The 17,199-nt window shown below is 69.1% G+C and carries 22 protein-coding genes and 1 tRNA gene; 14 read left to right on the top strand and 9 right to left on the bottom strand.

The features are described from left to right. Window positions 1-29: 29 nt before the first annotated feature. From ftsZ to U5918_RS06275, 3 genes are all read right to left on the bottom strand, one after another. On the bottom strand, window positions 30-1,247 hold the full coding sequence (gene ftsZ, locus U5918_RS06285) for a cell division protein FtsZ (protein WP_336000282.1): 1,218 nt from the start codon (window positions 1,245-1,247) through the stop codon (window positions 30-32). Between the two features lie 3 nt (window positions 1,248-1,250). Next, window positions 1,251-1,436, bottom strand: a complete 186-nt coding sequence (locus U5918_RS06280; protein WP_336000280.1) for a ribbon-helix-helix domain-containing protein — start codon at window positions 1,434-1,436, stop codon at window positions 1,251-1,253. A 228-nt stretch (window positions 1,437-1,664) separates the two neighbouring features. Continuing rightward, window positions 1,665-2,192, bottom strand: a complete 528-nt coding sequence (locus U5918_RS06275) for a double zinc ribbon domain-containing protein (protein ID WP_336000279.1) — start codon at window positions 2,190-2,192, stop codon at window positions 1,665-1,667. Window positions 2,193-2,341: 149 nt separating this feature from the next. On the opposite strand from U5918_RS06275, the gene U5918_RS06270 reads away from it, so the two are divergent. After that, a tRNA-Tyr gene (locus tag U5918_RS06270) sits at window positions 2,342-2,415 on the top strand. Between the two features lie 83 nt (window positions 2,416-2,498). Here U5918_RS06270 and U5918_RS06265 read toward each other — a convergent pair. Continuing rightward, window positions 2,499-3,161: a class I SAM-dependent methyltransferase gene (locus U5918_RS06265; protein ID WP_336000277.1), complete on the bottom strand. Its 663-nt coding sequence runs from the start codon at window positions 3,159-3,161 to the stop codon at window positions 2,499-2,501. A 220-nt stretch (window positions 3,162-3,381) separates the two neighbouring features. On the opposite strand from U5918_RS06265, the gene U5918_RS06260 reads away from it, so the two are divergent. Next, complete coding sequence (locus U5918_RS06260; RefSeq protein ID WP_336000276.1) at window positions 3,382-3,684, top strand: HalOD1 output domain-containing protein; 303 nt, start codon at window positions 3,382-3,384, stop codon at window positions 3,682-3,684. A gap of 3 nt (window positions 3,685-3,687) precedes the next feature. Here U5918_RS06260 and U5918_RS06255 read toward each other — a convergent pair whose 3' ends face one another. Further along, window positions 3,688-3,882, bottom strand: coding sequence for a DUF7129 domain-containing putative zinc-binding protein (locus U5918_RS06255; protein ID WP_336000275.1), 195 nt, complete (start codon window positions 3,880-3,882; stop codon window positions 3,688-3,690). Window positions 3,883-4,123: 241 nt separating this feature from the next. Here U5918_RS06255 and U5918_RS06250 point away from each other — a divergent pair, with 241 nt between their 5' ends. From U5918_RS06250 to U5918_RS06220, 7 genes are read left to right on the top strand one after another with little or no spacing between them, the layout of a single operon-like run. Then, the gene (locus tag U5918_RS06250; protein WP_336000274.1) at window positions 4,124-4,783 is read left to right on the top strand and encodes an HAD family hydrolase; all 660 of its coding nucleotides are present in this window, start codon (window positions 4,124-4,126) and stop codon (window positions 4,781-4,783) included. Window positions 4,784-4,799: 16 nt separating this feature from the next. After that, the gene (gene cbiB, locus U5918_RS06245; protein ID WP_336000273.1) at window positions 4,800-5,708 is read left to right on the top strand and encodes an adenosylcobinamide-phosphate synthase CbiB; all 909 of its coding nucleotides are present in this window, start codon (window positions 4,800-4,802) and stop codon (window positions 5,706-5,708) included. Window positions 5,709-5,764: 56 nt separating this feature from the next. After that, window positions 5,765-6,520, top strand: a complete 756-nt coding sequence (gene cobS, locus U5918_RS06240) for an adenosylcobinamide-GDP ribazoletransferase (protein WP_336003300.1) — start codon at window positions 5,765-5,767, stop codon at window positions 6,518-6,520. Beyond that, window positions 6,520-7,098, top strand: a complete 579-nt coding sequence (locus tag U5918_RS06235; protein WP_336003298.1) for an NTP transferase domain-containing protein — start codon at window positions 6,520-6,522, stop codon at window positions 7,096-7,098. Before cobS ends, U5918_RS06235 begins: the two co-directional genes overlap by 1 nt. Window positions 7,099-7,134: 36 nt before the next feature. After that, entirely contained in the window at window positions 7,135-8,187 is a 1,053-nt protein-coding gene (locus tag U5918_RS06230; protein ID WP_336000271.1) for a threonine-phosphate decarboxylase, read from the top strand. After that, the gene (locus U5918_RS06225) at window positions 8,184-8,909 is read left to right on the top strand and encodes an adenosylcobinamide amidohydrolase (RefSeq protein ID WP_336000270.1); all 726 of its coding nucleotides are present in this window, start codon (window positions 8,184-8,186) and stop codon (window positions 8,907-8,909) included. The genes U5918_RS06230 and U5918_RS06225 overlap by 4 nt, the downstream gene beginning before the upstream one ends. 28 nt (window positions 8,910-8,937) lie before the next feature. Continuing rightward, complete coding sequence (locus U5918_RS06220; RefSeq protein WP_336000269.1) at window positions 8,938-9,597, top strand: cob(I)yrinic acid a,c-diamide adenosyltransferase; 660 nt, start codon at window positions 8,938-8,940, stop codon at window positions 9,595-9,597. Between the two features lie 130 nt (window positions 9,598-9,727). Here U5918_RS06220 and U5918_RS06215 read toward each other — a convergent pair whose 3' ends face one another. Further along, window positions 9,728-10,660 carry a calcium/sodium antiporter gene (locus U5918_RS06215; RefSeq protein WP_336000267.1) on the bottom strand — a complete coding sequence of 311 codons (933 nt, stop codon included), beginning with the start codon at window positions 10,658-10,660 and terminating at the stop codon, window positions 9,728-9,730. 134 nt (window positions 10,661-10,794) lie between these two features. Here U5918_RS06215 and U5918_RS06210 point away from each other — a divergent pair, with 134 nt between their 5' ends. The 3 genes from U5918_RS06210 to U5918_RS06200 all read left to right on the top strand — a co-directional run bounded on the left by U5918_RS06210 (window position 10,795) and on the right by U5918_RS06200 (window position 13,707). Continuing rightward, window positions 10,795-12,312, top strand: a complete 1,518-nt coding sequence (locus tag U5918_RS06210) for a cobyric acid synthase (RefSeq protein WP_336000265.1) — start codon at window positions 10,795-10,797, stop codon at window positions 12,310-12,312. 67 nt (window positions 12,313-12,379) lie between these two features. Continuing rightward, window positions 12,380-13,150 carry a nucleotide-binding protein gene (locus U5918_RS06205; protein ID WP_336000263.1) on the top strand — a complete coding sequence of 257 codons (771 nt, stop codon included), beginning with the start codon at window positions 12,380-12,382 and terminating at the stop codon, window positions 13,148-13,150. Beyond that, a complete protein-coding gene (locus U5918_RS06200; protein WP_336000261.1) occupies window positions 13,147-13,707 on the top strand; it encodes a DUF8054 family protein in 561 nt (186 codons plus the stop codon). The genes U5918_RS06205 and U5918_RS06200 overlap by 4 nt, the downstream gene beginning before the upstream one ends. A 214-nt stretch (window positions 13,708-13,921) precedes the next feature. On the opposite strand, the gene U5918_RS06195 is transcribed toward U5918_RS06200, so the two are convergent. The 3 genes from U5918_RS06195 to U5918_RS06185 all read right to left on the bottom strand — a co-directional run bounded on the left by U5918_RS06195 (window position 13,922) and on the right by U5918_RS06185 (window position 14,617). Beyond that, a complete protein-coding gene (locus tag U5918_RS06195) occupies window positions 13,922-14,158 on the bottom strand; it encodes an HTH domain-containing protein (RefSeq protein ID WP_336000260.1) in 237 nt (78 codons plus the stop codon). A 66-nt stretch (window positions 14,159-14,224) separates the two neighbouring features. Then, window positions 14,225-14,413: a hypothetical protein gene (locus tag U5918_RS06190; RefSeq protein ID WP_336000259.1), complete on the bottom strand. Its 189-nt coding sequence runs from the start codon at window positions 14,411-14,413 to the stop codon at window positions 14,225-14,227. Window positions 14,414-14,464: 51 nt separating this feature from the next. Continuing rightward, complete coding sequence (locus U5918_RS06185; protein WP_336000258.1) at window positions 14,465-14,617, bottom strand: DUF7837 family putative zinc-binding protein; 153 nt, start codon at window positions 14,615-14,617, stop codon at window positions 14,465-14,467. 302 nt (window positions 14,618-14,919) lie between these two features. On the opposite strand from U5918_RS06185, the gene U5918_RS06180 reads away from it, so the two are divergent. Further along, on the top strand, window positions 14,920-16,173 hold the full coding sequence (locus U5918_RS06180) for a CBS domain-containing protein (RefSeq protein WP_336000257.1): 1,254 nt from the start codon (window positions 14,920-14,922) through the stop codon (window positions 16,171-16,173). A 271-nt stretch (window positions 16,174-16,444) separates the two neighbouring features. Then, window positions 16,445-17,197 carry a hypothetical protein gene (locus U5918_RS06175; protein ID WP_336000255.1) on the top strand — a complete coding sequence of 251 codons (753 nt, stop codon included), beginning with the start codon at window positions 16,445-16,447 and terminating at the stop codon, window positions 17,195-17,197. The last annotated feature ends 2 nt before the right edge of the window (window positions 17,198-17,199 follow it).

Genomic DNA, 17,199 nt, shown 5'->3' with positions numbered 1-17,199 from the left:
CTGTGCGAAAAAGGCGAAGTTGGGTGGCGTCAGTTCGTCCGGATGACGTCGAGTCCGTTCTTCTGCTCGCTGGACTCGTCCTGGCCGCCGTCGGCCCAGCCGTCGCCGCGGGCGCCCGAGGCGTTGGCCGCACCGTTGTTGACGTTCTCGCTCGCGTCGAACTGGCCGTCGAAGTCCTCGCTCTCGGCGTCCATCGCCTGCTTGGACTTGTTGGCCTGCTTCTGGGTCGTCGGACCCAGGATCTGGGCGCTCTGGACGCCGGTCATGATGGCCATGACGCGGACCTTGCCCTTGTACTCCTCCTGGATGCGCGCGCCCCAGATGACGTTGGCGTCGGCTTCCAGTCGGTCGGTGATGTTCTGGGCGATGCCCTCGGCCTCCTTCAGCGTGAGGTCGGGGCCGCCGGTGATGTGGACCAGCCCACCGGAGGCGCCGCGGTAGTCCACGTCGAGGAGGGGATGGTTCATCGCGTCTTTGACGACCTCCTCGGTCTTGTTCTTGTCCTGAGTCTCCCCGACCAGCATGACTGCCACGCCACCCTTGTTCATGATGGCGGACATGTCCGCGTAGTCCAGGTTGATCAGGCTCGGCTGGGTGATCGTCTCCGAGATGCCCTTGACCGTCTCGGCGATGATCTGGTCCATCACCGAGAACGCCTTGCCGATGGGCAGGTTCGGGACGTAGTCGAGCAGCCGGTTGTTGTCCAGGACAATGATCGAGTCGGCCTCGTTACGCAGTTTCTCGAGACCTTCCTCGGCCTTGACAGTCCGGGCGCGCTCGACGTTGAACGGCGTCGAGACCATGCCGACGACGATGGCGCCCTGTTCCTTGGCGATCTTCGAGACCACGGGGGCCGCACCCGTGCCGGTGCCGCCGCCCATGCCCGCGGTGACGAACACGAGGTCCGCCTCGCCGAGGACTTCCTTGATCGTGCCCTGTGCCATCTCGGTCGCGCGCTCGCCCATGCTGGGGTCGCCGCCCGCGCCGAGCCCGTTGGTGAGGCTCTTGCCGACCAGGATCTTCGTGTCGGCCTCGATCATCTCGAGGTGCTGGCGGTCGGTGTTGATCGCGACCGTCTCGGCGCCGTCGACGCCGATGTTGTACAGTCGGTTGACCGTGTTGTTGCCGGCACCGCCCGCGCCGACGATCACGATGCGGGGGTCACCGAACCCTTCCGCGCCAGCGTTCTCCTGCTTTTCCTTCTCCTTCTCGTCGTTCTCCAAGGCCGACTTCACGAGGTCCTGCATCGTCTACACCTTGGCCCAGGAACGTTTGCGCTTCTCGGAGGACCGCTCCCGGCTGTCCTCTTGTTCATTTAGCATGTCGCGGACGGCCGATCGGATGGCCTCGCTGCGGTTCGGGTACTCGCCCGAATCGACCATTCGTTCGACCTCTTCGATCTGCTGCTTCGGAATCCGTAGTGTCACACGCTCCATTGTTGGTTCCCCTGTGAGGTAAGACGACGCGGGGTTGCGCACCGCGCCCCGTGTTTACACACCGGAAACCGCCCGAGGGCGGTGGGCGTCGTGCCCCGGACCCGGTGTGTAAGACGCATCGTCTTACGCAGAGTTTACATCATACTGTTGGGTTATAAAGGTTTCCCCTGCTGTAAGACACGGCTTGCTTACCCGGGTAAACGCGGCGTTTTTGCCGTTTACGGAGTATTACGATCGGTCCAGTACGTCGGCGGCCGGGGTCCGGCGGCCGCAGCCGGGGCAGAACGCCCAGTCCGATCGCAGTTCGTCGCCGCACTCACAGAACGCACGCCGGGCCGCCTTCTCCCCGCAGTTCGGGCAGTAGACGTGGTTCGGTCCCAGCTCGTCTCCGCACTGCTGGCACGACGTGTGTTCGTCCGCGCTCGCGTCCGCGTCGTCCTCGACGGTCGTCTTACGCCGGTCGACGTTCACGTCGTCGGACGACGCGGATTCGCCGTCGAGAGCGATGTTTACGTTGATATCCTGGGGTCGGGTCGGCGTAAACGCGGTCTCCAGCCGGTCCGCGATCATGGCGTCGACCCGCTCGGCCACGAGGTCGTCGAGGCTCTCCTCGGTGGGGTCCGTCGACGTCGCGTCGTCGTCGGCCCCGTCGAGGTACGTCCGAAGGGCCTCCCGCATGACCTCGCTCTTCGACGCGTCGAACTCCTCGAGCCGCTCGATGAGTTCGTCGTCCGCGCGGAAGGTTATTTTACTCATTCGACCTGTCAACGGCTTCTCACCCGAGGTATATCAATCTTCCCGAGCGTCTGACGATGGTCGGCCGCGGCGACGACGGCAAAGGCCCCCACGGGCGGCCACTGAATGGTAACCGTTAAGTCCGGCAGTGGTCCTACGTTTTCATGCGACCGCCCTTAGCTCAGACTGGTAGAGCAGTCGACTGTAGATCGACTTGCCCCCCGTTCAAATCGGGGAGGGCGGACTCGTTTTGCTACTCCGATCGCGCGGAGTTGAACGTGTGTTCACTGGCCTCCTCCAGGGCCGAACTTCCGTGTCAACGCCCCCTCAGGTCACCTCGCCGACGATCAGCGTCCACCAGGTGACGACCTGTGTGCGCTCGTATACGGGGAACAGGTACTTCGATAGTTCGGACTCGGAGATGCAGGCCATCATCAGTGGCGACCCGAGCGGCTCGTCGGCCACGATCTCGAACTCCTGCCCGAGCAGGTCGCGAAGTTCCTCCCTGGACAGGTGGCCGTAGAGGTCGTTGTCCTCGTCCATGACGCCGAGCCGGAACGCCATCCCCTTGGTCACCCGTCGGTAGAGCCCGGGGGTGCCTTCGAGGAGGATCAGCCTGCCGCCGGGTCTGAGCACGCGCTCGCACTCCCGGACGATCTCGTGGCGATCCCGTTCGGGGACGTGGTGGAGGAACCGGCGGCCGATGATCCCGTCGAAGGAGTCGTCGGGGACGGGCAGCGACCGGGCGTCCCCGACGATCGCGGGTTCGTCCGTCTCGCGGACGTTCGAGGGCCAGGCCTCGAGTCCCACGTCGGCCTCGGGGTGCATGTACTGGCCGAAGGCCACTTCGAGGAACTCGCCGTCGGGGAGGTGCTCTCCGATCAGGGCGTCGTGGTGGTCGTAGACCGCCGACAGCAGGGGGTGGTTCCGGATGCGGCGCGGTCGCTCGACGATCGCGTCGGAGCTGACGCTCCAGTCTGCTTCGGCCATACTCGCCCCTCCACGTGAAGCCCTAAACCCTTATTTTCGGCAGGAATATGGGTCGAAACGGACAATTTCGCGGTCACGTCGGCCGTCGACGGTCGGTCGGATTCCGCGTGACCGCACCGGCGAAAGACTGGACGGAGAACGACACGTTAAATAGACACCTCGCGAACCTTGCACCGAGACGATTTTGTCGTTCTGCGGCGGCCCCGAGACTCAAATCGATATGACATCCCCTGAAGACAGGGAGGTTGCGTACGATGCCGGGACCGGCACGTACCGCACCTCCTACGACACGGCGACGGAGAACCCGAGTATTCGGGTCCTCGAAGCCGTCGGTGCGGTCAGAGACGCCGAACCGACGGCGCTCGAGCCACTCGACGAGTACGTCGATCCGGACGCCCTCGATCACGTCTTCGGACCGACGACCGACCAGTCGGGGGTCCACGGCTCGCTCTCTTTCAACTACGAAGGACTCCTCGTCGTCGTCCACAGCGACGGCGAGATCGAACTCCGCGAACAGGTCTGACCCTTATCGGTCGTCACCGTCCGGATCGTCGCCGCTATCGAGCCACTCCCGCGAGCGCACGTCGTAGCCGCCACACTCCGGACAGACCTGGTGCTGGCGCTCGAATCGCGCGCGACAGCTGAGACACTCGTAGCTGGCCGCCGAACCGTCGTTCGCGAAGTACGCTTTCAGTCGCCCCAGCGTCCCCACTGCTGTCACCTCGGGCCTCGAGGTGTGCGGGAGGCGTTCGGAGCGAGGACGGTGGACCGACCGTGGATGGCAGTCATACCTGGCCAGTTGGGCGTCGGGGTATTGAAGGGGGCAGACCGTTCAACCGGGAGATGGCGACGCCGTCACGCCGCCCTCGGCGGCCCGTGAATTCACGCTCCGAACAGGTCTCTCAGGCCAGACTTACCCCCGACCGCGGAGTTGAAGTGAGTACCGCGAATTGAGACAGCGCGTGGCAGTATCGTTCGACCTCTTCGGGACGCTCGTCGCCGTCGACAGGACGGCCGACCCCGCGGCCGCAGTGGGCGCGGCGCTCGCTGAGCGCGACGTCGAGGTCCCGCCGGACTGGGCCAGCGCCTACCGGGAATCTCACGTCGACGCGCCCGCGGGCGCGGAGGTCCCGTTTCCGGCGCACGTCAACGCCGCCCTCGCCAGCCGCGGCGTCCACGCGCCGGGCACGGCGATCAGGCGGGCGGTCGTCTCCGCGTTCGATCCCGAGGTGGAGACCCGACCCGGCGCGGTCGACGCCGTCCGCGCCGCCGCGGATCGAGGGCCGGTCTGCGTCCTCTCGAACTGCAGCCTGGGGGAACTCGTCTCGCGCGTGCTCATCCGCTCCGAAATCTCACGCGACGAGCTCGACGCCATCGTCACGAGCGCCGGCTGTGGCTGGCGCAAACCCGACCGGCGCGCCTTCGCCGAGGCCGCTGCGCAACTGGACGTCCCCCTCGCGTCGCTCTGGCACGTCGGCGACGACCCGGAGACGGACGGGCGGGTCGTCGACCGCGACGGCGAGGGGGAGCGAGGGGCCGACGCCGGTCCGAACCAGGTCCTCCTCGCGGACGTCCCCCTCACCGAACTCCCGTCCTACCTGGAGGGTCGCGCGTGGGACTGAACGGGGTGAGTCAGCCGTGCTGAGCGCCGGCGCCGTCGGGCTGGCGCTCGCCCTCGACACCGCCGTGGCGGAACTCCCGAACTCGCTCCACCCCGTCGCCTGGTTCGGCCGCGCCGTCGCGCCTCTCGATCGTGAGTGGGGCGCGCCCCGACTCGTGGGATTGTGCAGCGCGGTCGCGCTCCCGCTGACCGCCGCCGCGGTCGCGTGGGTCGGTATCACGGCCGCGACGACCGCTTCCCTCCTGTTGGGGGCCGTGCTCGCGGGCCTCGCGCTGTTCGTCACGACGAGCCTCCGGCGTCTGCTCTCGACGGCCCGGCAGGTGAGCGAGGACAGCGAGCGGGACCTCCCGGCCGCCCGCGAGGGGTTGCGCGCGCTGGCGGGCCGTGACGCCTCGGAACTGACGGCCGGGCAGGTTCGCAGTGCGGCCGTCGAGAGCGCCGCCGAGAACCTGGCGGACGGGCTGGTCGCGCCGCTCGCGGCCTTCGCGCTGGGCGCGCAGGTCTCGCTGGCCCTGGGTGCGGCCGCCGCGGTCTGGGTGAAGGCGGTCAACACGATGGACTCGATGCTCGGCTACCGCTCCAAACCCGTCGGCTGGGCGCCCGCGCGGCTGGACGACGCGGTCATGTGGACCCCCGCACGCGCGAGCGCGCTGCTGCTCGCGGTCGCGGCGGGCGCCCCGACGGCGCTCGCTCGGGCCGCCTACTGGGTCGAGTCGGTCCCCTCGCCCAACTCCGGCTGGCCGATGGGGACGCTCGCCGCGGCCCTGTCGGTCAGACTCGAAAAACCCGGCGCGTACGTCCTCAATCCGACGGCGGCGTTGCCGACCGTCGAGGACTCCCGGCGGGCCCGGCGGGTCGTCGCCGTCGCGGGCGTTCTGGCCTATGCGCTCGCCGCGTTCGTCGTGGTACTTCCGGAGGTGCGGTGACCGTGGCCGACGACCGCCGATCCGAGTCCGCGGGCGCCGACCACGCCGGGACCGGACTGACCCAGGCGGGCCTCGGCGCGCTCGGATTCCTGACGCGGCTCCCGGTCGGGACGGACCTGCGGGCCTGGGAGGCCTTCCGTCGAACGCCGGCGACGTTCGTCCCGGTGGGCTACCTCGTCGGCGCGGTCGCTGCGCTCCCGTTCTTCCTCCCGCTGCCGACCGCGACGCTCGCGATCGCCTTTCCCGTACTGCTGGTCGCGCTCACCGGGATCAACCACGCCGACGGCGTCGCGGACGTCGGTGACGCGGCGGTCGTCCACAGTCAGGGAGAGGACGAGATCGCGGCGCGCCGACGGGTACTGAAAGACAGCGCCGTCGGGGTCGGCGGGACATTGGCGCTCGCACTGGTCGTTGCCGGACTGGTCGTCGCGGGGGCCGCGCTCGCTGGCATCCCGCCGGTCGCGGCGCTGGCCGTCGTCGTCGCCGCCGAGGTGAGCGCGAAGTTCGGGATGGCGCTGCTGGCCTGTCTCGCGAGTGCGCCAGCCGACGGACTGGGCGCACAGCTGACGCAGGCCTCCGGCGATCGCGACCTGCTTCTCCCTGCACTCCTGGCCCTCCCGGCGGCCTTCCTCGGCGTGCCCTCGCCCGCCGCTGCGGTCGCGTTGCTCACGGGCGTCCTTACGGTACTCGCGCTCCGGGGCTGGGCCGACCGAAATCTCGGGGGCGTCAACGGGGACGTCTTCGGCGCCGCGAACGAACTCGCCCGCGTCGTCGCGCTGCACGCCGGGGTGATCGCGTGGACGCTCTTCTGATGTGTGGCGGTCGCGGGACGCGCCTGGACGCGCCCGTCGAGAAACCACTCTACGAGATCGCGGGGCGACCGATGGTCGACCGGGTCCACGACGCGCTGGCCGGGAGTTCGATCGATTCGGTCGTCGCAGCGACGTCTCCACACGCGCCCGCGACCGCGGCCCACCTCCGCGAGCGGGGCGCCGCCGTCGTCGAGACGCCCGGGGAGGGCTACGTCGCGGATCTCGACGACACGCTGTCGACCGTCGAGCAGCCAGCCGTCACCTGCGCGGCCGACCTCCCCCTGCTCGCGCCCGAATCAGTCGACGCCGCGCTTGCCGCGTATCGATCGCGATCGGCACCCTCGCTGACCGTCGCGGTGTCGGCGGCGCTGAAGCGCCGACTCGGCGTGAGTGCCGACACGACCTTCGAGGAGAACGACCGGGAACTGGCCCCCTCGGGGCTCAACGTCGTCGGCGAGGGGGCGGACGGCGACGTCTGGGTCAGCGAGGACGCGCGGCTGGCGGTCAACGTCAACCGCCTGTCGGACGCGGCGGTCGCCGACTGGCTGGCGCCACGACTCGGCGGGCCGAAGGAGTGAAAAGTATATTTCGGCCGGGCCCGGTGGTCACAGGCGATGGATCCCGACGCGGTCGAGGCCTTGCTCTCCGGCGCTCGCGACGACCAGGACCCCGTCTCCGACGGTGCGCGGGTGGCCCACGGGAGTTCGGACGACCCCCAGGTACTCGACTTCAGTGCGAACACCAACCCGCGATACCCCGAAGCGGTCCCGCGCGTGTACGAGTCCGCGTTGCCTAGCGCCCGCGACTACCCCGCCGACGACTACTGCTCTTTCCGGGTGACCGCCGCCGAGTACGTCGATTGCGCTCCCCAGTGCGTGCTCCCCACCGCGGGCGGCCTCGCAGCGATCCGACTCGCCGCGAACACCGTCCTCCGGTCCGGCGACTCGGTCGTCCTCCCCTATCCGAGTTTCAGCGAGTACGCCCGGGAGATCCGACTCCAGGGCGCCGAACCGGAGTTCGTCCCCCACGACGAACTGCTCGAGACCGACCCCGCCGGGCACGCGATGGTCGCGGTCTGCAACCCGAACAACCCCACCGGCGAGCTGTACGACGCCGACCGGCTCCGGGCCTACGCCGACCGCTGTCGCGAGGCCGACACCGTCCTCCTGGTCGACGAGGCCTTCCTCGACTTCACCGACGATCCCTCGCTCGCGGGGACCGACGGCGTGATCGTCGCCCGCTCGCTGACCAAGATGTTCGGCCTGCCCGGACTCAGGGCCGGCTTCGCGGTCGCCACGGGCGACCTCCGCGAACGACTCGCGGCCGCGCGGCTCACCTGGTCGCTGTCGGAACCGGCCAACGCGGTCTCCGTCCACTGCATGAACCAGTCCGAGTTCGTCGCCGAGACGCGCCAGCGCGTCGCCCGGGAGCGGCCCCGAATGGCGGCCCGCCTCGGCGACCGCTTCGACGTGTCCGACTCGGACTCGCCGTTTCTCCTGTGTGACGCCGGATCGAGCGAGGCCGTCGACGACGTGATCACCGAAGCACGAGAGGCCAACATCGCCGTCCGGGACGCCCGCACGTTCCGCGGGCTGGACTCACATTTCCGCGTCGCCGTGCGGATGCCCGGCGAGAACGACCAGTTGCTCGCCGCGCTCGGGGTATGAGTTTCCGGACGACCATTGCCGAGGGCGTCCTCCAGTTTCGCGGTCCCGCCACGCGCTGGCTGGCGACCGGACCGGACGGCGGTTATCGGAACGCCCCCGCGGCGTACAACGTCTCCGTCCCCGAGGGGTTCGACCGGACAGATCTCTCCGCCTACGTCACCGAGCGACGAGAACGCGCCGGGTTCGAGGATTCCGGCCCGGCCCTGCTGACGGGTGTGAACCTCACGCACGCCTGCGGCGCTCGCGCGGGGCCCGTCACCGTGGTCGCGACTGCCGGGCTCTCGAACCCTGCCGAACTGCCGATGGATCCCGACGAGGGTGTTCCGAAAGGCGATCCCCGGGACGACCAGGCCGACCGCCGCGTCGGCACGGTCAACCTGCTCGTCGGCACAGAGAGATCGCTCGACGACGGGGCGCTCGCGACCCTGCTGGCGACCGCCGTCGAGGCCAAGACCGCCACGCTCCACTCGGCGACGGGTTTCACCGGGACCACCTCGGACGCGGTCGTCGTCGGCTGCGACCCCGAGGGCGATCCCGCCGCATTCGCCGGCAGCGGGACCGACGTCGGGTCGGCGACCCGGGCCTGCGTCCGCGAGGCGGTCCGGGCGAGTCTCGACTCGCGCTACGCGGACCGCTCGGTTCCGGACTCGGTGGGAGACGCCGAGCACGGGGTCCGGACCGACCGCCGGGCGACCGTCTTCGAGCCCGGCGACCGGGAGTGATAGGTGCCTCGCCCTCCCAGCCGTAACTATGACCGATTCGCCAGCGGAGAGTGACCCGCTCGGCCCCCACCCGATCGAACCGAGCGCACCCGACGAGTTCGGCCTCGTACAGGTCTGGTGGGGCGACGGGAAAGGCAAGACTACCGCGGCTCTTGGCATGGCTTTCCGGGCCGCGGGCCACGGCTACCGCGTCCACGTCCTCCAGTTCATGAAGGGCGGGACGAGTACCGTGGAAGACGTCCGCGGGGAGTACAACGCCATGGCCGCGATGCCCGCCATCTCCTACGAGAACGCCGGCCACTACGGCTGGCACGGGTTCATGGACGACAGCGAGGACGACGAGCACGAGGCCCGCGCCCGCGGCGCGCTCGCTCGCACGCGAGAGCTGATGGAGGGCGCCGACGAAGCCGACCTCTCCGAACCGTTCCCGCTGGACTCCGACCCCGCCGAGGGCGTCCACATGCTCGTCCTCGACGAGATCCTCTACGCAGCAAACCGCGGGCTGATCGACCCGTCGGACGTGGTCGCGCTGATCGAGGACAAACCCGACGACCTGGAACTCGTGCTGACGGGCGGGCACGATCGGCCCGAGTACGTCACCGACCTGGCGGATCTGGTCACCCAGGTCGGGAAGGAGTCCCATCCGATCGAGGCCGGGCAGGGTGCGCGGAAGGGAACGGAATTCTGAAAACCGACAGACGGCCGTCCGACGCGCGTCGAACGACTGCCACAAGACACATTACCCACCCCCTCCCCTCGTAGTTCGTGGCGGACGGGCGCGACGCGCTCTCCCCACAGTCACACGCTCCTGCGGACGATCAGACCAGATCGACGACCCACTTGGCCACGGACACGAGTACCAGCGGGACGCCCTCGATACGCGAGATACCGCCGCCGGTCGCGAGCAGCACCACCGCGAGGGCGCTGAGTCCGAGCAGCCAGACGAGACTCGTCGCGGCGGCCGGCGCGACCGACAGCGGGACGAGCAGTCCGGCCAGTCCCAGCACGCCCAGCAGGTTGAACACGCTGCTGCCCAGCAGGTTGCCGGCGGCCACGTCGCCGAACCCGCGGCGGGCGGCGGCGAGCGAGGCGACGAACTCTGGCGACGACGTGCCAGCGGCGACGACGGTTTCGCCGATCTCCCACTCGCTGAGGCCGACCACCCGCGCGAGATCGGCCGCCGAACCGACCATCAGGTTCGCGCCCAGCACGATCGACGCGAGGCCGACGACCAAAGTCAGTCCCGTGCGGAGGGTCGCCGCTTCGGTCGCCCCGGCCGCCGGTTCGCCCTGAACTTCTCGAATCACGACGAGGAGCAGGTAGGACAGAAACGCGGCGAACAGCAGTCCGGCTTCGAGCCGGGTGACCGTCAGGTCCCAGCAGACCAGGCCTGCGAGGACGGTACTGGCGACGACGGCGCTCCCGTCCCGGCGGACGAGCGTCCGCGAGACCGTGACCGACCCGAACAGCGCGACCGCTCCCAGAACGAGACCGAGATTGAACACGTTCGAGCCGACGACGTTCCCGACGGCGATGTCGGCCCGTCCGACCACGGCGGCGTCGAGGGTCACTGCGAACTCCGGGAGCGACGTCCCGAAGCCGACGACGGTCAACCCGATCACGAGGTCCGAGACGCCCAGCCGCCGCGCCAGGGCCGAGGCGGACTCGACGAACCGGAGCCCGCCGTACCACAGCGCGACGACGGCCGCGGCCACCAGCAGGAGGTCGAGCGCTACCGCAGCGACCGCCATCCTCGCCTCCCGAGTGTCTCTTGCCGACCCGGAATTCTCGCGCCTGTCATCGTCTGGGAGACGGTGTCCGTCGGCATGTAGGCGGCGGTTGGACCCCGGAAGACTCGTGTGCCGGCCGGTCGAAGCGGAGTCAGATGGCGCGGACGATCCTCGTCGCCGGCACCGCCAGCCACGTCGGCAAGAGCACCGTCGCCGCCGGCTGCTGTCGTCTGCTCTCCGACCGGGGCGTCGACGTCGCCCCGTTCAAGGCCCAGAACATGAGCAACAACGCCCGCGCGGTGGCCGATCCGGACGGCTCGACCGGCGAGATCGGCGTCTCGCAGTACGTCCAGGCGCGGGCCGCTCGCGTCCCGGCGACGACCGACCACAACCCGGTTCTCCTGAAGCCCCGCGGGGACGGCGAGTCCCAGCTGGTCCTGCAGGGCGAGGCCGTCGCCCACTACGGCGCCGGGGAGTACTACGACGAGCACTGGGACGACGCGCTCGAGGCGGCCCGCGACTCGTTCGCCCGACTCGCCGCCGACCACGAGGTGATCGTCGCCGAAGGAGCAGGTTCGATCGCGGAACCGAACCTCCGCGAGCGCGACCTGGCAAACGTCGAGACGGCGCGGTTCTCTGATGCTCGGATCCTCCTCGTCGCGGACATCGAACGCGGCGGGGTCTTCGCCTCGCTCGTCGGGACCCTGGAACTCATGCCCGAGGATCTCCGCGACCGCGTCGTGGGCGCGGCCATCACGAAGTTCCGGGGCGACCGCTCGCTGCTGGCGTCCGGCATCGCGGAGTTCGAGGACCGGACGGGTGTGCCGATCCTGGGCGTGCTCCCGTACGACGACCCCGGACTCCCCGAGGAGGACAGCGTGTCGCTCCCGGCCGAAGGCGAACGGGCCGTCCACGGCGACGACGGCGTCCCCGACGAGGAGAGCGTCCGGATCGCCGTCCCGCGACTCCCTAGGGCCTCCAATATGACCGACCTCGAACCGCTGGCCCGCCAGCCCGGCGTCCGGGTGGCCTATCTCCCCCTCGACGCCTCCCTCGGTGATGCCGACGCCGTCGTCGTGCCCGGGTCGAAGAACACGGTCGACGACCTCCGGGCGCTCCACGACGCGGGGTTCGGCGAGAACCTGCGAGCGTTCGACGGCCCGGTCGTCGGCCTCTGCGGAGGCTACCAGATGCTCGGCGAGCGGATCACGAACGCGGGCGTCGAGAGTACCGACGACCTCGACGTCGTGGACGGATTCGGACTCCTCCCCGTCGAGACGCGCTTCGAGACGGCCAAAGACGTCGAGCCGGTGGCCCGCGAACTGCGGGGCGTCGGTCCCCTGGCCGGCGCGGCGGGCTCGATCACCGGCTACGAGATCCACATGGGCCGAACCCGGTTGACGGGTGAGGTCGAGCGCCCCTTCCCCGCCGATGGCGAGCGCGCGGCCGAGGGAGCCGCGATCGAGCGAGTGCTCGGAACCTACCTCCACGGCCTGTTCGAGAACCGGATCGTCCGCGAGGCGTTCCTCGACGCGGTGTTCGCGGACGCTGGCCTAGATCGTCCGGCCGACGGCGGTGTCGCGGACAGCGCTGACGGCGGGATCGACGCGGCCGCCGACCGGGCCGCGGCGCTCCTCCGCGAGCACCTCGACCTGGCTCCGATCGGATTCTGATTCGTCGCCAGCGCCCGTCGACCGCGATGCGTAGGTTTAAATGTGAAACCGCGGCCACCTGCCGGTAATGGTCGAGGCGTTCGCGGTCGCGAGCGGGAAAGGGGGCACCGGCAAGACCACCAGCACGCTCGCGCTGGGGATGGCGCTGGCCGAGGAGTACGACGTGACGGTCATCGACGCGGACACGGGGATGGCGAACCTGCTCTTTCACGCCGGCCTCTCGTCGGTCGACACGACGCTGCACGACGTGCTCGTCGCGGGCGGCGCGCCCGTCGAGGCAGCGGTCTACGACCGGTTCGGGATGTCCGTCGTCCCCTGCGGGACGAGCCTCGCGGGCTTCGAGGCGGCCGAACCCGAGCGCCTGCGCGAGGTGGTCGCCACCCTCGCCGCCGACACCGACGTGATCCTCCTGGACTCGCCCGCCACGCTGGGCTCGAAGTCGGCGGTCCTGCCGATCGTGCTGGCCGACCGGGTCGTGGTCGTCCTCCAGCCCACCATCCCGGCGCTCTCGGACGGGCTGAAAGTCCAGGAGTACGCCCACTCCTACGGGACGGAGACCGCGGGCACGATCTTCAACAAGGTGACCGAACCGGACGACGTGGAGTCGGTCGCCGAGAAGTCCCGGCGGTACTTCGACGGGCCGACGCTCGCGACGGTCCCGGACAGCGACGCCGCCCGCGAGGCCCGTCGCGCCGGCGAACCGCTGCTCGCGCACGCCCCGGCGACCGAGGCCGCCGCGGCCTACCGCGAGGCCGCCCGGACGCTCGACGTCCGGTCGGGCGAGGCCGACGACGTGGCCGCTCGCTTCCGGAGCGCCGTGATCCCGGATCCACGATGAAACTCCCCGAGGGACGGCTGGTCCACTCGCGGGTGGTCGACGACCCCGGCCGCGCGCTCGCGGCGGCCCTCGACCGCGACCTCACCGGCTACGCCGTCCTCGAGCCCCAGGAGACGCTGCTTCTGGCCGCCGACGCCAGGGGCGTACTCACCTTCGCCGAGGGCGTTCCCGTCCTCTGCTACCACACCGAGACCGACCGCGGTGGCCCGCCCGCGCTCGCGGACCTGGCGGTGCCCGGCCCCTACCGGCTGGAACTCGTCGCGCTGGCGGCAGACGTCCTCGCCGACCTCCACGAGGCGACCGCCCTCCGCGTGCCCCCGGGGATGCCCGCCGAACGGCTGGCCGGCGACCCCGAGCTCGCCGCCCGGACGCGGGACAGGGCGCCCGAGGACCACCTCTGCGACCGCACCACACCGGACGAGGGTGAGCCGGGCCAGGAGAGCGCCGTCGAGGCGTTCCTCGAGGACGAACGGAAGATCGAGGCGATCCGCGAACGCGCTCGCGAGGAGGCCCGGGAGCGAGCGACCGAATGGGGCCTCGAGGACGTCTGTGAGTGACGTTTACGGCCGAATTCGACGAGCTAGCTCGCACAAACAGTTATTACGTTCCGTGGTGTTTGTACTCCCGTATGGCGACACGCCAGCACTCGATGGCCTACCACTCGTGTGGCTGCGGTGAGCAGTTCGACTCCACGGAAGAACTGCTGGAGCACGCCCGGCGTGAACACGGACTCTGGGTCCACTGAGCGGCACCGTCGCTGACGCGGATTTTTCAGTTATCGACGTGGACGGGAATCCACCAGACGCGGCTCCGACCGCCGACCTTCTTGCTCGTGACTTCGGTCTTCTCCGAGAGCGCGTGCAGTTTGTTCAGCGCCGTCCGGCGCGAGCACTCGAGTCGCTCCGCCACCTCCGTCGCCGTCAGCGGTTCCGCGTAGTCCTCGCGTCCGGTGAACACGTCCAGCACTTCCGACTCCGTGAACTGCGTCTCTCTGCCTGCCTCTGGCATGTTCGAAGCCACTCCGCGGTCGTACTTATTTCCTACGTGTGAATACTTCAGCCGACGGTCGCCGGCTCAGGACCGGCGATCGGTCGCCGAGCCGTCCCGACGGTGGCTGAGTTTCTCCCCGACGATGCCCGGGACCGACGTTCCGCAGTAGGTACACGACCAGGATCGGCCGGCCGTCCCGGTCTGGCGGTCGAGTTCGTCGACGGACTCGAGCAGTGCGCCGCAGCCGGCACAGCGGTGTGCGGGTGTACTCACGGTTGGAAATCAGTACGGCGGCCTCGGGCATGAAGCCACGGTCCGGGTATCTCAGACGGGACGAACCGGGATCTCGCAGTCGGGACAGGTCGCGTACCCCGCGGTATCGTCTCCCCGTTCGTACCGGATGAGCAGGTACCGTACCGGTATCGGCGTCTCGCAGTCCGGACAGGACCCGAGACTCTCGCTGGTGGTGTTGTGCATCGAAAGGAGCGTGTGACACGGGAGGGCTGATCGCCCTCTACCCACAGTGAGAACCTGGAGGGATATGTAGGCGACCCATGCGGAGTGAAAGTGAAACTGTCGGACGGAGCGGGCTCTGAGGCGCGAATATAATAATTATGATAGCTCGTCGAACGACCGGCGCGACACCGGTCGTTGGTGGCTCGAAATCACTCGGTCGATTCACCCCTTCTCGCCGAACGTGTGGCTGCCTGCACGTGCCGGGGGCGTGTTTGCATGCGACGGCAGGGCGTTGAAACGTCTCCGTCGCGTCCCGTCGGTCGATGGACTGCACCGACATTCTCACGACGGAGTTTCCGTCCATCGACGCGTCGACCCGGGTCGCCAAGCTCGTCAGCGCGTTCACAGACCGGGCGGCGCGGGTCGTCGTGGTCACCGACGACGACGGGTTCGTCGGCGTCGTGAACCGGCGCCAGCTCCTCGCGTCGAAACACGACCCGGACGAGCGCGTCGCGAACGTGGTGCGCGACGATCCGCCGCGGATCGAGCCCACCGAAGACGTCCGCGAGACCGCGCGGCTGATGATCGAGAGCGAACTCTCGACCCTGCCGGTCTTCGAGGACGGAACCTTCCGCGGCGTCGTCACCGCCGAGAACCTCGTCGCAGCGGTCCAGCCCAACCTCGACGCGCTCGACGTCGACGACGTCTACACCCGCGATCTGATCTCGATCGGGCCGGAGACGACCATGGGCGAGGTGATCAACACTGTCCGCGAGCGCCGCATCTCCAGGGTCCCCGTGATCGACGAGACGGACGCGGGCGGGGGCGTCCGCCGTGAGGTTCTCGGGATGGTGAGCCTCGCCGATCTGGTGGGCTTCATCGTCCGCTCGACCAGCAAGCAACAGGGCGGCGATCACGAGGGGTTCGACGGCCACGACGGTGGCGGCTCGAACGACACGTTCCAGTCGCACGGCGGCTTCGGCGAACGCGCCGGCGACGAGGACCGCCTGCTGGACCTGCCCGCGAGAGACGTGATGAACGTCCCCGTCGCGACGATCACCCCGAGCACCTCCCTCGAGGCGGCGGCCGACGAGATGCTCTCGAACGGGTTCGCCTCGCTCGTGGTGGTCGACGGCGACGACCAGCCGGTGGGCATCCTGACCATGACGGACGTGGTCCGCTCGCTCACCTGGACCGAGGCGGAGCCGTTCCGGATCCAGATCTTCGGCGTGGACCTGCTCACCGGAATGTCCCGGGAGGAGGTGGCCGAACTCGTCGAGGAGATCGACGAAAAGTACGCCGAGATGGACCTCATCGAGGCCTACGTCGTGCTCCAGGCCCACACCGAGCGCCAGCGCGGGACGCCGCTCGTCCGCGCGACCATCCGCCTGTTCACGAACAAGGGCCGCTTCGCCGGCACGGGCGAGGAGTACGGCGCGGCCCCGGCCATCCGCGGCGCCCGCGACAACCTCGAACGCAACGTCCTCGACGACAAGGAGTACGCCGACAGCAAGAAACGGTCTCCGGGCGACCGCGAGGACGCCCAGAAACTCCTCGGCTGGTGGCTGGAAGCCTGAGGATCGATCCGCACACCGAGGTCTGCGCGCCGGTCGCCACCCGATCGGTTTCGGCTCGCGACGACATGGCCCGGGACCGACCACACCCGTCCGCGCGCTTCGCCCCGGTTGGCTGCACTCGCGACCGTTTCCCGGCCGTTCGCATCCGACCAGTCCCGGCGTAGCGACGGCTTGGTTACCGTCAGCAGCGTCTCCCGCCCGTCTTGCACCCGCTTGCTTGCCCGTGAGAACTGGTTTCATACGGGGTATCGTCGAACGAAACCTCGGACCGATGCAACGCAGAACACTGCTCCGCTACGCGGGCGCGGGTGCCCTGTCCGTCGGCCTACTGGGCGGCGCGACCGGGACCGCACTGGCCGGCGAGTTCGACGTCGACTTCGAGGTCGAGGACCGCCGAACCGACGCGGACGACGCCGAGGAAGAGGTCGACGTCGACTGCGGGACGCCCACGACCGTCCGCGGCCTGATCGTCGGCGAGAAATCCTGTCACACCGCGAAACTGGCCGACTACGGCCGCGAGGACGGCGAACTCTCGCTGTACGTCGAGACCGTCGCCGACTCCGAGGACTGCACGCACGAGCGCGTCGCCATCGAGTATTCCGTCGAGGTCTCGGACCTGAACCACCCACCCGAGGGCGTCTGCGTCTACCACGACGGCGACCGAGTGGCCCGCGTCGACTGCGAGGACCACGCCGACGACGAGGATGGCAAGGGGGACGGCGAGAAGGACGGGAAAGACGACGATCACGACGAGTACGACGACCACGACGACGACCGACGGAAGTTCGAGTTCGACGTGGACGACGAGGAACCCGAATTCGATTTCGACGTAGACGAAGAAGAGCCGGAGTTCGACTTCGACATCGACGAGGAGGAGCCCGAGTTCAGCTTCGACATCGAGGAAGAACCCGAATTCAGCTTCGACATTCCGGAGGAACCCGAATTCAGCTTCGACATCGAGGAAGAACCCGAATTCAGCTTCGACATTCCGGAGGAACCCGAGTTTAGCTTCGACGTCGACTGACC

This window comes from Halorientalis sp. LT38 (genome assembly GCF_037031225.1).
In the GTDB taxonomy this organism is placed as follows: domain Archaea; phylum Halobacteriota; class Halobacteria; order Halobacteriales; family Haloarculaceae; genus Halorientalis; species Halorientalis halophila.
This window is presented reverse-complemented; position numbering and strand designations above follow the sequence as displayed.